We start from the raw sequence: 14,947 nt of genomic DNA, 5'->3' as shown, positions 1-14,947 counted from the left end.
TTCACCTTCCCCGGGTCGGCTGTGTGTACTTCAGGACAACCCACCCATAAGGAGGCGGAAAGTGCCGGTGACGACAGGACCTGCCGCGGCGCGCCAGAACCTGGAACGGTTCAACGCGCTGCCGATGGCGGATGCCGAGTCCGAGCTGCTCACCTGCTGTGCCTCCCGCCGCTGGGCGGCCACGGTCGCAGGCGGGCGGCCCTTCGGCGACCCGGCCGCGCTGCTGACGGCCGCGGCGAGGGAGCTGGCCGGGCTGGACTGGCAGGACGTGCTGGAGGCGCTGGAAGCCCATCCGCGGATCGGTGACCGGGTTGCCGGGCAGGACCGCGAGTCCGCCTGGTCGCGCGGCGAGCAGTCGGGCATGGACGCCGCAGCCGCCGACCTGCGGGCCGCGATGATCGAGGGCAACCGGGCGTACGAGGCGCGCTTCGACCACGTCTTCCTCATCTGCGCGACCGGCCGCAGCGCCGCCGAGATGCTCGGTCGGCTCCAGGCCCGGCTCGAGAACGACGAGGACACCGAGCAGGCCGTGGTGCGCGACGAGCTGGCCAAGATCGTCGAACTGCGGCTGACCAAGCTCCTGAACGAGCCACGCCTGAACGAGCCCAGCCTCAACGAGCCCCGCCCCACCGACGAGACCACGGGGGACTCCGTATGACCCTCTCGACCCACGTGCTCGATGCTGCGAAGGGGAGGCCCGCGCCCGGCCTGGCCGTACGGCTGGAGGAGCGCGACGCGGGCGGCGCCTGGACGCCGGTCGCCGAACGCCGCACCGACGCCGACGGGCGGATCAAGAACTGGGGGCGGGCGCCGGGTGCCGGGACCTACCGGCTGACCTTCGACACCGCCGGGCTCTCCGACTTCTACCCCGAGGTCGCGGTGGCCTTCACGATCACCGACCCGGCGCAGCACCACCATGTGCCGCTGCTGCTGAGCCCGTTCGCCTACTCGACCTACCGAGGGAGCTAGACCAGATGGCCATCGTTCTCGGGCCCAACCGCTACGGCAAGGCGGAGACCCGCGTCGTCCGTGTCGTCCGCGACGGCGGTACGCACCACCTCAAGGACATCAACGTCAGCTCCGCGCTGTCCGGCGACATGGAAGCGGCCCATCTGACCGGTGACAACGCCAACGTGCTGCCGACCGACACGCAGAAGAACACCGCGTACGCCTTCGCCAAGAAGTACGGCGTCGACGAGATCGAGGACTTCGCGCTCCTCCTCGCCCGCCACTTCGTGGACTCGCAGCCCTCTATCCACCACGCCCGCGTGGAGATCGAGGAGTATTTCTGGGACCGCATCCCGGTGGCGGAAGGGCCGCACCTCGGCCTGCGCGACAAGCAGCACTCCTTCGTCCGCAGCGGCCGTGAGGTCCGTACCTGCGTCGTCCACTACGACCAGGAAAGGGGCACCACGGTCGTCTCCGGCCTGAAGGACCTGGTCGTCCTCAATTCAACGGACAGTGAATTCCACGGCTACATCGAGGACGAGTACACGACCCTCAAGCCGACCAACGACCGGATCCTTGCCACCGAGGTCTCCGCCCAGTGGCGGCATCGCGGCGACGACTCCTCGCTTGGACGTGCCTCCACCGACTCGTTTGGACGTTCCTACACCGAGGCCCGCCAGGCACTGCTCGACGCCTTCGCCGAGACCCACAGCCTCTCCCTCCAGCAGACCCTCTACGAGATGGGCCGCCGGGTGCTGCACGCCCGCAAGGAGATCTGCGAGGTGCGGATGGCCATGCCGAACAAGCACCACTTCCTCGTGGACCTGCAGCCCTTCGGCATGGACAACGACAACGAGGTCTTCTTCGCCGCGGACCGCCCGTACGGCCTGATCGAGGGCTCCGTGCTCACCGACGACGCACCCGATGTCGGGTTCGCCTGGAACTGAGGGATTCTAGAGATATGGACTTCCTGCGCCCTGCGACCTGGGCGGACGCCCTGGCCGCCAAGGCTGAGCACCCGGACGCCCTGCCCATCGCGGGCGGTACGGACGTCATGGTCGAGCTCAACTTCGACGTCCACCGCCCACCCGCGCTCCTGGACCTCAACCGGATCAAGGAGCTGACCGCCTACGACACCGCCGAGGCCCCTGTTCTTTCGAGGGGGGACGACCCCCCACACCCCCCGGAGAAGAGTGGGTGGCTCCGGATCGGTGCCTCCGTTCCGTACACCCGGCTGATCGACGAGCTGGGCGACAAGCTGCCGGGCCTGGCCCAGGCATCCCGCACGGTCGGCTCGCCGCAGATCCGCAACCGCGGCTCGGTCGGCGGCAACCTCGGCGCCGCCTCGCCCGCCGGGGACAGCCATCCGCCGCTGCTGGCGGGGGACGCGGTCATCGAGGTCGCGTCCGCCGCGCGCGGCGTCCGCATGATCCCGGCGACCGAGTTCTACCTCGGCGTCAAGCGCAACGCCCTGGAGCCGGACGAGCTGATCCGCGCGTTCTGGACCACCCCGGCGAGCGGCGCCCAGTACTTCTCCAAGATCGGCACCCGGAACGCAATGGTCATCGCGGTCTGCTCGTTCGCGATCGCCCTCCATCCGGAGGAGCGCCGCGTGGGCACCGGGGTGGGCTCGGCCGCGCCGACCCCGCGCCGCGCCACCGCCGCTGAGGCGTTCCTGTCGAACGAGCTGGACTGGGACGGCCGTACGCCGTTCAGCGTTTCGGCCGCGCAGCGTTTCGGCGAGCTCGTCAAGGAGGCGGCGTCGCCGATCGACGACGTGCGCGGCACCGCCGACTACCGCAAGCACGCCCTGTCCGTCATGGCCCGGCGGACGCTGACCTGGGCCTGGAACGACTACCGGGCCAACAAGATCGTTGGAAGGGAGGCCTCCTGATGCGCGTCAACTTCACCGTGAACGGTGCTGAGGAGACCGTCGACGACGTGTGGGAAGGCGAGAGCCTGCTCTACATGCTGCGGGAGCGGATGGGCCTCCCGGGATCGAAGAACGCTTGCGAGCAGGGCGAATGCGGCTCCTGCACGGTCTACCTCGACGGCGTACCGGCCTGTTCGTGCCTGGTCGCAGCCGGTCAGGTCGAGGGCCGCGAGGTCATCACAGTCGAGGGGCTGGCCAAGGGCTCCACCGGCGTCGACGAGAAGCTCGACCCAGTGCAGGAGGCGTTCGTCGAGGCGGGCGCGGTCCAATGCGGATTCTGTACGCCGGGCCTCATCGTCCAGTCGCACGACCTGATCGAGCGGGTCCCCGACCCCAGCGACGCCGAGATCCGCGAGGCGCTCGCCGGCAACCTGTGCCGCTGCACCGGCTACGAAAAGATCCTCGACGCCGTGCGGCTCGCGGCGTCGCGCAAGGCAGAGGCGGCCGCCCAGTGAGCAAGACGACCATTGAGCCAGCGAGAACGATCATCGAGCCGGTGAGAACGATCATTGAGAACGCGTACGTCGTCACGGTGACCGGCGAGGAGCACCCCGACGGCCATATCGTGATCGACGGCAACAAGATCACGGCTGTCGGCCCCGGCCCGGCCCCCGCGGTCGAGAATGCCGCCGAACGAGGCGAGCGCGTCGAGCGCGTCGAACGGGTCGAGCGAGCCGACCATGTCGAACGGATCGACGCGCGCGGCTGCCTGGCCACCCCCGGTCTGGTCAACACGCACCACCACCTCTACCAGTGGGCGAGCCAGGGCCTGGCCAAGGACAACACCCTCTTCGAGTGGCTGGTGGCCCTCTACAAGCCGTGGTCGAAGATGGACGCCGAGGTCGTCCGCGGTGCCGCGAGCGCCGGGCTCGGCTGGCTGCTCAAGTCGGGCACCACCACCTCGACCGACCACCACTACGTCTTCCCCAGCGGGCGCGGCGACCTGTTCGCCGCCGAGATCGAGGCCGCCGCCGAGCTGGGCATCCGCTTCCACCCCTGCCGCGGCTCCATGGATCGCGGCCAGTCCGACGGCGGGTTGCCGCCGGACGAGGTGGTCGAGGACCTGGCGACGATCCTGGCCGAGACCGAGGCTGCGATCGACCGCTATCACGACGACTCGTTCGGCTCCATGTTGCGGATCGCGGTGGCGCCCTGCTCCCCGTTCTCCGTCAGCAGGGAGTTGCTGGTCCAGTCGGCCGAGCTGGCGCGGGCCAAGGGCGTGCGCCTGCACACCCACCTGTGCGAGACGCTCGACGAGGAGGAGCACTGCGTCGAGCAGTTCGGCATGTCCCCGGTCGACTACATGGAGACCGTGGGCTGGCTGGGCGACGACGTCTGGTACGCCCACGCGGTCCACCTGCAGGACGCCGACATCAAGAAGATGGCCGCGACCGGCACCGGCGCCGCGCACTGCCCCAGCTCCAACGCCCGCCTCGGCGCCGGCATCGCCCGCGTCGCCGACATGCTCGCGGCCGGCGTCCCGGTCGGCCTCGGCGTCGACGGCGCCGCGTCCGCCGAGATGGTGCCGCTGGCCGGCGAGGTCAGGCAGGCCATGTACATGCAGCGTGCCCGGTACGGCCCGACCGCGCTCACCGCGCGCCAGGCCCTCGCCATCGGCACCATCGGCGGCGCGAAGGTGCTGGGCAGGGAGGCCGAGATCGGCTCGATCGAGGCCGGCAAGCTCGCCGACATCGCGCTCTGGCGGGTGGACGGCTTCTACGCGGCGATCGACGACCCGGTGACGGCGTTCGCCTACGGGCAGACCCCGCCGCTGGCCCGGCTCATCGTGAACGGGAGGACCGTCGTCAGCGACGATGAGCTGGTCAGCGTCCCGCAGGACGAAGTGGCCCGCCGCGGCGCCGACGCCCACAGCCGTCTCATGAAGCTCGCGGAGGAGGTTCTCTGATGACATCCCCTGTGAAATCACCGGGCCCTGTGAAATCGAACGGCCCTGTGAAAACACCTGGTCACGTGGCGGCGCCCGGCATGGGCGGCGTGGGCGACAGTCCGCTGCGGCCGGACGGCACGCTCAAGGTCTCCGGCGAGTTCGCGTACGCGTCGGATCTGTGGATCGACGGCATGTTGTGGGGCGCCACGCTGCGCAGCCCGCATCCGCGCGCCAAGATCCTTTCGATCGACATCGGTCCCGCGCTGGCGACGTCCGGCGTCTACGCCGTCCTCACGCACGAGGACGTGCCGGGCCGCAAGCTGTACGGTCTCGACCACACCGAGGACCAGCCCGTGCTGGCCATCAGCGAGGTCCGCCACCAGGGCGAGCCGATCGCTCTCGTCGCCGCCGACCATCCCGAGATCGCCCGCCGCGCGATGGAGAAGATCGCCATCGAGTGGGAGGTCCTGGAGCCGATCACCGACGCCCGGGCCGTGATCGCCGAGCCGGACCGGTACAAGGTGCAGGAGCGCGGCGGCATCGCCCGCTACCAGCCCGTACGCGTCGGCGACGTCGGCCGGGCCAAGGCCGAGGCGGCCGTGGTGGTGTCGAGCGACTACAGCGTCGGCATCCAGGACCAGGCGTTCCTCGGCCCGGAGTCCGGCCTCGCCGTGCCCGCTGAGGACGGTGGGCTCGACATGTACGTGTCGACCCAGTGGATGCACAACGACCTCAAACAGATCGCGCCCTGCCTCGGTCTGGCCGAGGACCAGATCCGGATGACGCTGGCCGGCGTCGGCGGCGCGTTCGGTGGCCGCGAGGACCTGTCGATGCAGATCCACGCGGGCATGCTCGCGTTGCACACCGGCAAGCCGGTCAAGATGTCCTACAACCGGTACGAGTCGTTCTTCGGCCACGTGCACCGCCACCCGGCGGAGATGCGGTACGAGTTCGGCGCGACGGCCGAGGGCAGGCTGCTGTACGCCGACGTCGAGATCATCCTTGACGGCGGCGCGTACACCTCGGCCACGCTCAACGTCACCGGCAACGCAGCCTCCCTCGGAGTCGGCCCGTACGAGATCCCCAACATCAAGATCGACGCGTGGGGCGTCTACACCAACAACCCGCCGTGCGGCGCGATGCGCGGCTTCGGCGCGGTCCAGGCGTGCTTCGCGTACGAGTCGATGATGGACAAACTGGCCGAGGCCTGCGGGATCAGCCCCGTCCAGGTCCGGCAGATCAACGCCGTCAGCCAGGGCTCGAAGCTCGCGACGGGTCAGGTCATCGACTCGCCCGCACCGCTTGCGGAGATGCTGGAACGCCTCGAAGCGATGCCGATGCCCGCCCCGCTCGACACAGGGCCCGACGGCGAGATCGACATCCGTGAGCTGCCCGGTGGCGTGTCCCAGACGACGCACGGCGAAGGCGTCGTACGCGGCGTCGGCTACGGCGTCGGCATCAAGAACATCTGCTTCTCCGAAGCCTTCGACGACTACTCCACCGCACGGGTGCGGCTGGAGGTCATCGGCGGTGAACCCACGGCCCTCGTCCACACGGCGGCGGCCGAGGTCGGCCAGGGCCTGGTCACGCTGCAGGCGCAGATCGCCCGCACCGAGCTGGGCGTCCAGCGGGTCACCATCCACCCCGCGGACAACCAGGTCGGCGACGCCGGCTCGTCCAGCGCCTCCCGCCAGTCGTACATGACCGGCGGCGCGGTCAAGGCCGCCTGCGAGGCGGTCCGCGCCGAGCTGCTGGCGATGGCGGAACGCAAGCTCGGCAGGGCCTTCCCGGGAATCGGGCAGGGCGATCTGAACGTGGTCGGCGGCAAGATCATGTCGCGGACGGAGGGCGTCATCGCCTCCATCGAGGAGATCCTCGGCGACGACGTGATCGAGGAGACCCGCGAGTTCCACCACCTTCCGACCAGCCGCATGGACCCGGTGACCGGCCAGGGCGACAGCCACACCCAGCTCGCGCTGTGCGTGCACCGCGCGGTGGTCGACGTGGACGTGGACCTCGGCCTGGTCAAGGTGGTCGAGATGGCCGCCGTGCAGGACGTCGGCAAGATCCTCAACCTGCTGTCCCTGGAGGGACAGATCCACGGCGGCTCCGCCCAGGGCCTCGGCCTGGCGGTGATGGAGGAGATCGTCGTCTCCGGTGGCCTGGTCCGCAACCCGTCGTTCACCGACTACCTCATCCCGACCATCCTCGACATGCCGCCGATGCGGCTGGACATCCTCGAGAATCCCGACCCCAAGGCCCCATACGGGCTGCGGGGAGCCGGAGAGCCACCCACGCTCTCCTCCACCCCGGCGATCGTCGCGGCCATCCGCGACGCCACCGGCAGAGCACTGACCCGAGTGCCGGTTCGACCGGAGCACGTGCTTTCAGCCGGCCCCCTACAGGGGCCCACCCCCGCCGACACCGGCTGACCAACGCGCAGCCGAGGCTTCCGGTCAGCAGTTGATCAACAGGGGCAGCCCCGCGCCGTGACCTGGGGGAACGGCGCCCGGGAGAGACTCCACAACCGCACTGATCGAGACGAACGGACGGCACCCGGACCGGAGGTCCGGGGCCGGTCCGGCGGCCGATCACGCCCGCAGTACTTACCTGGGGGCGACCCCAGACGCCGAGGGAGGGCACCGAACCGTGACCGAGACCAGCACACCACGCCCAAAGTCACCACCCCCGAAGTCACCGTCTCCCAGCACGGGATCACGCACCGCCCTGGATCGATTCTTCGATTTGAGCGGCCGCGGGACGACCGTCGCACGCGAGGTGCGCGGAGGCATCACCACGTTCGTGGCGATGGCCTATCTCGTCGTCCTGATCCCATTGATCATCGGTGACGCCAAGGACGTCACCGGAGCCCAGCTCGACGCCGCACAGCTGACCACCATGGTGGCGCTGTCGGCCGGGCTGACCACGATCCTGATGGGCCTGGTGGGGAACGCCCCGCTGGCCATGGCCGCCGGGCTCGGCGTCACCCCGATCGTGGTCTTCCAGGCGGCACCGCACATGACCTGGCCGCAGGCCATGGGGCTGGTGGTCCTGGAGGGCGTCGTCATCGTGCTGTTCGCGCTGACCGGCATCCGCACGTTGATCATGGATGCCATCCCGCTGGCCCTCAAGCAGTCGATCGGCGTCGGCATCGGCGCGTTCATCGCGCTGATCGGGCTGGTGGACGCCGGCTTCGTCGGCCACCACGAGGCGTCCGCGACGCCCGTCACGCTGGGCGTCTTCGGCAAGCTCACCGGCTGGCCGGTGGTCGTGTTCTGCGCGGGCCTGGTGCTGATGCTGGTGTTGTTCGTCCGGCGGGTGCCGGGCGCGATGCTGATCAGCATCGTCGCCGCCACCGTGTTCGCGATCGTGGTCAACTCGGTCGCCAAGGTGGACCCGAAGGCCTGGGGGCCGGTCGAGCCGAAGCTGCCGGACTCGATCGTGGCGACGCCGCAGTTCGACCTGCTGTTCAAGGTCGACCTGTTCGGCGGCTTCGAACGAGCCGGGATGGTGACCGCCTCGGTGGTGCTGTTCACGCTGGTGCTGTCCGGCTTCTTCGACGCGATGGGCACGATCCTCGGCGTCGGCGAAGAGGCCAAGATGCTGGATGACCAGGGCAGGATGCCCGGACTCCGCAGGATCCTGACCGTGGACGGCTTCGGCGCGATCATCGGCGGCGGCGTGAACGGCTCGGCCAACACGGCGGTCGTGGAGTCGGCGGCGGGCGTCGCCGAGGGCGCGCGGACCGGGCTGGCCAGCGTGGTCACCGGCGCGCTGCTCACCGCTCTGATCTTCCTCACCCCGCTGGCCGGGGTGATCCCGATCGGTGCCGCCGCCCCCGCGCTGGTGATCGTGGGCGCGCTCATGATGATGCACGCCCGCAAAATCGACTGGGAGGACCTGGAGGTCGCGATCCCGGCGTTCCTCACCATCGTCCTCATGCCGTTCACCTACTCGATCACGGTCGGCGTCGCCGCCGGCGTGCTCGCCTACACCCTGCTCAAGGCGGCGCGCGGCAAGTTCGGCGAGATCCACTGGCTGCTGTACGTGTTGTCGGCGGTCTTCCTCGCCTACTTCGCGCTCCACCCGATCGAGCAAGCCCTGGGGATCAACTAGTAACCAAGGGAGCCCCCGCAGGCGTGGCCTGAGTCATTCCTACAAGGGACCCGCCGACCCCGGATCCGGGCGTCGTAGGACCCGACAGGCTTCCTTGACGGCCCTGACCTCGCGACTTAGTGTGATTTTCACGAAGCGGCAAACAATTTTCGTACAGCGAAATCCCTTCGCTGGAGGGCCCATGCCACTGATCTTTCTGAACGGCGGCGCCATGCGCGGCGGTCCGCTCCACCATCTGCTCGACGGCGCTCCGCTGGTCGCCGTGACCACCACCGCTCCGCGCTACCGCTTCTACTCGGTGGGGGACCAGTGCCCGGCCCTCCAACCCGTCGCCCACGGCGGAACGGCGATCCAGGGCGAGGTTTACGACGTACCAATGGATGTGCTGCGCGACAAACTCCTCCCAGCGGAGCCGCCGGAGCTCGAGCTGGGCGTCATCGAGCTGGCCGACGGCACCTCGTCGCTGGCGATGGTGCTGCGCCGCCCGTACACCTCCTACACCCGGCTCACCGACATCACCGAGCACGCCAGCTGGACCGACTACAAGAAGAACAAGGAAGGAGCAGCCGCGTGAGCAAGAGCGACTACGTGGTCAACTGCTCGATCCTGTTCGGCGAGCTGCCGTTGCTGGAGCGCCCGGCGGCGGCCAAGGCGGCGGGATTCGACGAGGTCGAGTTCTGGTGGCCCTGGCCCGGCGTGGCGGTGCCGTCCGATGCCGAGGTGGACGCGTTCTGCCAGGCGCTGGAGGACGCGGGCGTCCAGCTCACCGGGCTCAACTTCTACGCGGGCGACATGCCGGCGGGGGAACGCGGCGTGCTCTCCGACCCCGCCCGTTCGCTGGAGTTCCGTGACAGCGTCGGCGTCCTCCTGCGGATCGCTGAGCGCACCGGCGTGAAGGCGTTCAACGCCCTCTACGGCCAGCGTCTCGACGGTATCTCGGCCGCCGAGCAGGACCGGGTCGCCACCCAGAACCTCGTGTACGCGGCGCGGCAGGTCGGCGGGCTCGGCGGGACCGTGCTCATCGAGCCCCTCGCCCGCGGCCTGAACGGCGCGTATCCGCTGGAGACCGCCGCCGACGCGATCGCCGTCATCGAGCGTGTCCGCGCCGAGGGCGACGGGGACAGCGGGGCGAACGTCAAGTTCCTCTTCGACAGCTTCCACCTGGCGAGCAATGGCGAGGACCTGGCGAAGGTCGCGCACGCCCACGCCGCCGAGATCGGCCATGTGCAGCTCGCCGACGCCCCCGGCCGGGACCACCCCGGCACCGGCGACATCGACTTCGCGGCGCTCTTCGGCGTCCTGGACACGGTCGGCTATGCAGGCCGGATCGCCCTGGAGTACAAGCCCGCAGGCGCCACCGACTTCACCTGGATGGAGAACTTCCCCACATGAGCAAGATTGCTTTTATCGGACTCGGCATCATGGGCGGCCCGATGGCAGGCCACCTGGTCAAGGCGGGGCACGAGGTGACCGGCTACGACGTCGCCCAGCCGGGGATCGACCGCCTGGTCGCGGCGGGCGGCGCCGGTGCGCCGAGCGTCGCCCGGGCGGTCGCGGAGGCCGAGATCGTCATCACCATGCTGCCGCAGGACGAGCACGTCGAGACCGTCGTGTTCGGTGACGGCGAGGGGGGCGTCGACGGCGGCGTCCTGCGCAACGCCAAGCCGGGCGTGCTGCTCATCGACTTCTCCACCATCAAGCCGGAGACCTCGATCAAGGTCGCCGCCGCGGGCCGCGAGCTTGGCCTGCGCGTGCTTGACGCCCCGGTCAGCGGCGGTGAGAAGGGTGCCGTGGACGCGGTGCTCTCCATCATGGTCGGCGGGTCGGCGGAGGACTTCGAGGCCGCCAAGCCGATCTTCGAGGTGGTGGGCAGGACGTTCGAGCGCGTCGGCGACAGCGGTGCCGGCCAGTACGTCAAGGCGGCCAACCAGCTGATCGTCGGTGGCACGTACGCCCTCGTGGCCGAGGCCATCGTGCTGATGGAGGCGGCGGGCGTGGACGCCAAGGCCGGGCTCGACGTGATCGCGGGCGGCCTGGCCGCCAGCCGGATCCTCGACCTCAAGCGCGACACGATGCTGGCCCGCCGGTTCGAACCGGGTTTCCGCATCGACCTGCACCACAAGGACATGGGCATCGCGTCCGCCGCCGCCCGATCCGCCGAGGTGTCGCTCCCCATGACCGCCCTGGTCGCCCAGCTCATCGCAGCCGCGCGGGCCAGGGGCTACGGCTCCCTGGACCACTCCGCGCTCCTGAAGATCGTCGAAGACCTGTCGGGTCGTACGTCTGCGTAGCAAGCCGTACGTCCATGTAGCGAGTCGTACGTCCACGAAGCGAGTCGTACGTCCACGAAGCGAGTCATACGTCTGCGGAGCGAGTCGTACGTCTGCGGAGCAAATCGTCCAGCCTGGGAGAATGGTGACAATCATGGGCAATCCTCAGCGGGGCCAGGTGGTGATCGCCCCCGACAAGTTCAAGGGCTCGCTCACCGCCGTCGAGGTGGCCGCGCACGTGGCCGCCGGCCTGCGCCGCGTCCGCCCGGACCTGCCGCTCGTCGCCATGCCGGTCGCGGACGGCGGCGACGGGACGGTGGACGCCGCGGTCGCCTGTGGATTCGCCCGGCTGCGGACCACCGTCACCGGCCCCACCGGCGAGCAGGTCATCGCCTCCTACGCGATCCGGGACGACACGGCGGTGATCGAGCTCGCCGAGGCCTCCGGGCTGCGGCGGCTCCCCGGTGGCGAACCCGCTCCGCTGACCGCCTCCAGCCACGGCACCGGCGAGCTCATCGACGCGGCGATCCGCGGCGGCGCCAGGCGGATCGTGCTGGGGCTGGGCGGCAGCGCCTGCACCGACGGCGGCAGCGGAATGGCCGCCGCCCTCGGGGTGCGCCTCCTGGACGCCGACGGCGAGCCGCTCCCTCCCGGCGGCGCCGCACTGCGTTCGCTGGCCTCGATCGACACCGCCGGACTGGCCGAACGGCTGCGCGGCGTGACCGTGATCGTGGCGAGCGACGTGGACAGCCCGCTGCTCGGCCCAGAGGGCGCCGCTGCGGTGTTCGGCCCACAGAAGGGCGCCTCACCCGGGCAGGTCAGAATCCTGGAGAACGGACTGTCCCGGCTGGAGACGATCGCCCGGCGCGACCTCGGCGCGTTCGCTGCCAAACGCCCTGGCGCGGGTGCCGCGGGCGGTGTCGGCTTCGGCGCGATGGTCTTCCTGAACGCGACCGTACGGCCGGGCATCTCTTACCTGCTCGACCTCCTGGGCTTCGCCGACCAGGTGGCGGGCGCCCGTCTCGTGATCACGGGTGAGGGCTCGCTCGACCGGCAGTCGCTGCGCGGCAAGGCGCCCATAGGCGTCGCCCGCGCGGCGGCCAAGGCGGCCGTCCCCGCAGTGGCGGTCTCTGGACGCCGCGCGCTGACGGGCGAGCAACTGCGCAAGGCCCGCCTGCAGAGCGCCTACGCCCTCACCGACATCGAGCCCGACCCCGAGCGGTGCATGGCCGAGGCGGGCCCGCTGTTGGAACGACTGGCGGAGGAGATCGGCCGCAAGTGGCTGGTCGAACCTGCGCCCATGGGAGGAGCGGCATGAACGAGTCGTACGACATGGTCATCCGGTCCCGGCGTGCAGTGTTGCCGTCCGGCGAGCGGCCCGCCGCCATCGCGGTCAAGGACGGCAAGATCGCAGCTGTTGAGGACAACGACGCCGTGGTCGGAGCCGCGACCGAGGTCGATCTCGGCGAGACCGCGCTGCTGCCCGGGCTGGTGGACACCCACGTTCACATCAACGAGCCCGGCCGGACCGAGTGGGAGGGCTTCGCCACCGCGACCCGCGCCGCCGCCGCCGGAGGCGTGACCACGCTCGTGGACATGCCGCTGAACTCGCTCCCGCCGACCACCCTGCCGTCCGCGCTGGGCGTCAAGCGCGAGGTCGCCGAGGGCCAGGTCTTCGTGGACGTGGGCTTCTGGGGCGGCGCGATCCCTGGGAACGTGCCCGCGCTGCGCACACTCCACGACGACGGAGTGTTCGGCTTCAAGTGCTTCACCGCGGACTCGGGCGTGCCGGAGTTTCCGCCGCTCTCGTACGAGGAGATGCACGAGGCGTTCCGCGAGATCGCCTCGTTCGGCGGCCTGGTCATCGTGCACGCCGAGGACCCTGCGGTGCTGGCGACGCCCGCCGACGGCGGCTACCGGGCCTTCCTCGCCTCGCGCCCGCCGAGCGCCGAGCGCAGCGCGGTCGAGCAGGTCATCCGGCTGGTCGACCAGACCGGCGTGCGGGCGCACATCCTGCACCTGTCGGCCGCCGACTGCCTGGAACCGCTGGCCAAGGCGCAGGCGCACGGCCTCCCAGTGAGCGCCGAGACCTGCCCGCACTACATGACCCTGTCCGCCGACGACGTCCCCGCCCCCGCCGAAGGCCTGCCCTCGAGTCTTCTGGGGGGCGACCCCCAGACCCCCGCAAGTCTTCTGGGGGGCGACCCCCAGACCCCCGCAACGTCGACAGCATCCCTTGCTTCGCTGCGGGCGCTGCCGACGTCGTACAAGTGCTGTCCGCCCATCCGCGACGCGGGCAACCGCGAGGAGCTGTGGCGCGGCCTCGCCGACGGCGTTATCTCCTGCGTCGTCACAGACCACTCGCCGTGCACGCCTGAGCTCAAGCGCGGCGACTTCGTCTCCGCCTGGGGCGGGATTGCCTCCGTCCAGCTGGGGCTGCCCGCCATCTGGAGTGCCGCCCGCGCCCGGGGCCACGGCCTCGACGCCGTCGTGCGCTGGATGGCCGAGGGCCCCGCCGACCTCGCCGGTCTCTCTGCCAAGGGCCGGATCGCGGTGGGGAACGACGCCGACCTGGTCGCGTTCGCCGCCGACGAGGCGTTCACGGTCGATCCGGCCCGGCTCCACCACCGCCACCCGGTGACGCCGTACGCGGGTCGCGCCCTCAGCGGCGTCGTCCAGACCACCTGGCTCCGCGGCGAGGTGGTCGGCGACACCCCGCGCGGCAAGCTCCTCCGACGAAAGCGACCTTCCTCATGACCGACTTCACCTCCCTTCCCGACCTGGCCGTCCGCTCGTTCGGCGGTTCGGTCCTCGCCGCCAGCGACGAGTCGTTCGAGGAGAAGGAAAACCTCATCAACCCCTGGAAGCCGGAGTTCAAGCCGGAGACGTTCGGTGCCAAGGGCCAGGAGTACGACGGCTGGGAGACCGCGCGCCGCCGTCCCGGCGACAACGGCGAGCTGGGCCATGACTGGGCGATCGTCCGGCTCGGCCTGCCCGGCGTGATCCGCGGCGTCGTCATCGACACCGCCTGGTTCAAGGGCAACTTCCCGCCGTACGCCTCCGTCGAGGCCTGCTCCGTCCCCGGCTACCCGTCCGTCGCCGAGCTGGCCGCCGCCGACTGGACCGAGATCGTGCCGCAGAGTCCCCTCAAGGGCGACGCCGAGCACCCGTTCGAGGTGACCGTCGCACGCCGCTTCACCCACATCCGGCTGAACATGTTCCCCGACGGCGGCATCGCCCGTCTGCGCGTGCACGGCGAGGTCGTGGCGGATCCCGCGCTGCTCACCGGCCTCACCGTGGACCTCGCCGCACTGGAGAACGGGGCGCGCGTGACCGGCTGTTCGAACATGTTCTACTCGCGACCTGACAACATGCTCGCCCCTGGCCTAGCCCGCAACCAGGCGGAGGGCTGGGAGACGGCGCGCCGCCGCGAGCCCGGCAACGAATGGGCGATCATCAAACTGGCCGCGCCAGGCGTCGTCAAGCTGGCCGAGATCGACACGACCAACCTCAAGTTCAACGCCCCCGCCGCAGCCTCACTCTCCGGCATCGACGCACGATCCGCGTCTCTCGACGACGAAGCCGCGTGGTCCGTTCTTCTGGAACGCACCCGCCTGCAGCCCGACTGCCGTCACCGCTTCCGCCTCGACGGCTCACACGAGGTAACCCACGTACGCGTGGACATCTACCCCTGCGGAGGCATCGCCCGCCTTCGCCTCCTAGGCGATCTGACCACGGCTGGCGAGCAAGCCCTGATCACCCGCTGGCAGGGACTCGCTTAGCCCCCGGCCC

Annotated in this window: 14 protein-coding genes; all 14 read left to right on the top strand. The window is 70.3% G+C overall.

All coding sequences use genetic code 11. The annotated features are described in order from the left end of the window. Positions 1-67 precede the first annotated feature (67 nt). The 14 genes from uraD (at position 68) to alc (ending at position 14,937) form a co-directional block, all read left to right on the top strand. Positions 68-658 carry a 2-oxo-4-hydroxy-4-carboxy-5-ureidoimidazoline decarboxylase gene (gene uraD, locus ACH34W_RS40505; protein ID WP_395966498.1) on the top strand — a complete coding sequence of 197 codons (591 nt, stop codon included), beginning with the start codon at positions 68-70 and terminating at the stop codon, positions 656-658. Further along, a complete protein-coding gene (uraH, locus tag ACH34W_RS40500; protein WP_395966497.1) occupies positions 655-969 on the top strand; it encodes a hydroxyisourate hydrolase in 315 nt (104 codons plus the stop codon). The genes uraD and uraH overlap by 4 nt, the downstream gene beginning before the upstream one ends. Before the next feature lie 5 nt (positions 970-974). Next, positions 975-1,895: a factor-independent urate hydroxylase gene (pucL, locus tag ACH34W_RS40495; protein WP_395966496.1), complete on the top strand. Its 921-nt coding sequence runs from the start codon at positions 975-977 to the stop codon at positions 1,893-1,895. A gap of 14 nt (positions 1,896-1,909) precedes the next feature. Continuing rightward, complete coding sequence (locus ACH34W_RS40490; protein ID WP_395966495.1) at positions 1,910-2,842, top strand: FAD binding domain-containing protein; 933 nt, start codon at positions 1,910-1,912, stop codon at positions 2,840-2,842. Beyond that, complete coding sequence (locus ACH34W_RS40485; protein WP_395966494.1) at positions 2,842-3,336, top strand: (2Fe-2S)-binding protein; 495 nt, start codon at positions 2,842-2,844, stop codon at positions 3,334-3,336. Before ACH34W_RS40490 ends, ACH34W_RS40485 begins: the two co-directional genes overlap by 1 nt. A 41-nt stretch (positions 3,337-3,377) precedes the next feature. Continuing rightward, positions 3,378-4,787 (top strand): 8-oxoguanine deaminase, encoded by a 1,410-nt coding sequence (locus tag ACH34W_RS40480; RefSeq protein WP_395966493.1) that lies wholly within the window; start codon positions 3,378-3,380, stop codon positions 4,785-4,787. 80 nt (positions 4,788-4,867) lie between these two features. After that, positions 4,868-7,201, top strand: a complete 2,334-nt coding sequence (locus ACH34W_RS40475) for a xanthine dehydrogenase family protein molybdopterin-binding subunit (protein WP_395966521.1) — start codon at positions 4,868-4,870, stop codon at positions 7,199-7,201. A gap of 313 nt (positions 7,202-7,514) precedes the next feature. Then, positions 7,515-8,885: an NCS2 family permease gene (locus ACH34W_RS40470; protein ID WP_395966492.1), complete on the top strand. Its 1,371-nt coding sequence runs from the start codon at positions 7,515-7,517 to the stop codon at positions 8,883-8,885. A gap of 181 nt (positions 8,886-9,066) precedes the next feature. Beyond that, positions 9,067-9,459: a gamma-glutamylcyclotransferase gene (locus tag ACH34W_RS40465; protein WP_395966491.1), complete on the top strand. Its 393-nt coding sequence runs from the start codon at positions 9,067-9,069 to the stop codon at positions 9,457-9,459. After that, a complete protein-coding gene (locus ACH34W_RS40460) occupies positions 9,456-10,277 on the top strand; it encodes a hydroxypyruvate isomerase family protein (protein ID WP_395966490.1) in 822 nt (273 codons plus the stop codon). The genes ACH34W_RS40465 and ACH34W_RS40460 overlap by 4 nt, the downstream gene beginning before the upstream one ends. Next, on the top strand, positions 10,274-11,176 hold the full coding sequence (locus tag ACH34W_RS40455) for an NAD(P)-dependent oxidoreductase (RefSeq protein ID WP_395966489.1): 903 nt from the start codon (positions 10,274-10,276) through the stop codon (positions 11,174-11,176). The genes ACH34W_RS40460 and ACH34W_RS40455 overlap by 4 nt, the downstream gene beginning before the upstream one ends. A 133-nt stretch (positions 11,177-11,309) precedes the next feature. After that, positions 11,310-12,473 carry a glycerate kinase gene (locus tag ACH34W_RS40450; protein WP_395966488.1) on the top strand — a complete coding sequence of 388 codons (1,164 nt, stop codon included), beginning with the start codon at positions 11,310-11,312 and terminating at the stop codon, positions 12,471-12,473. Then, entirely contained in the window at positions 12,470-13,912 is a 1,443-nt protein-coding gene (locus tag ACH34W_RS40445; protein WP_395966487.1) for an amidohydrolase family protein, read from the top strand. Before ACH34W_RS40450 ends, ACH34W_RS40445 begins: the two co-directional genes overlap by 4 nt. Then, positions 13,909-14,937: an allantoicase gene (gene alc / locus ACH34W_RS40440; RefSeq protein WP_395966486.1), complete on the top strand. Its 1,029-nt coding sequence runs from the start codon at positions 13,909-13,911 to the stop codon at positions 14,935-14,937. The genes ACH34W_RS40445 and alc overlap by 4 nt, the downstream gene beginning before the upstream one ends. Positions 14,938-14,947 lie beyond the last annotated feature (10 nt).

This window comes from Actinomadura sp. 6N118 (assembly GCF_044326415.1).
Classification (GTDB): domain Bacteria; phylum Actinomycetota; class Actinomycetes; order Streptosporangiales; family Streptosporangiaceae; genus Spirillospora.
The sequence above is the reverse complement of the archived record's forward strand: the minus strand, read 5'-3'. Positions and strand labels throughout refer to the sequence as shown.

Excerpts from the sequence above, each read along its gene's own strand:
- uraH (WP_395966497.1), top strand. The coding sequence starts at position 655 with ATGACCCTCTCGACCCACGTGCTCGATGCTGCGAAGGGGAGGCCCGCG.
- pucL (WP_395966496.1), top strand. The coding sequence starts at position 975 with ATGGCCATCGTTCTCGGGCCCAACCGCTACGGCAAGGCGGAGACCCGC.
- ACH34W_RS40490 (WP_395966495.1), top strand. The coding sequence starts at position 1,910 with ATGGACTTCCTGCGCCCTGCGACCTGGGCGGACGCCCTGGCCGCCAAG.
- ACH34W_RS40485 (WP_395966494.1), top strand. The coding sequence starts at position 2,842 with ATGCGCGTCAACTTCACCGTGAACGGTGCTGAGGAGACCGTCGACGAC.
- ACH34W_RS40475 (WP_395966521.1), top strand. The coding sequence starts at position 4,868 with ATGGGCGGCGTGGGCGACAGTCCGCTGCGGCCGGACGGCACGCTCAAG.
- ACH34W_RS40465 (WP_395966491.1), top strand. The coding sequence starts at position 9,067 with ATGCCACTGATCTTTCTGAACGGCGGCGCCATGCGCGGCGGTCCGCTC.
- ACH34W_RS40455 (WP_395966489.1), top strand. The coding sequence starts at position 10,274 with ATGAGCAAGATTGCTTTTATCGGACTCGGCATCATGGGCGGCCCGATG.
- ACH34W_RS40450 (WP_395966488.1), top strand. The coding sequence starts at position 11,310 with ATGGGCAATCCTCAGCGGGGCCAGGTGGTGATCGCCCCCGACAAGTTC.
- ACH34W_RS40445 (WP_395966487.1), top strand. The coding sequence starts at position 12,470 with ATGAACGAGTCGTACGACATGGTCATCCGGTCCCGGCGTGCAGTGTTG.
- alc (WP_395966486.1), top strand. The coding sequence starts at position 13,909 with ATGACCGACTTCACCTCCCTTCCCGACCTGGCCGTCCGCTCGTTCGGC.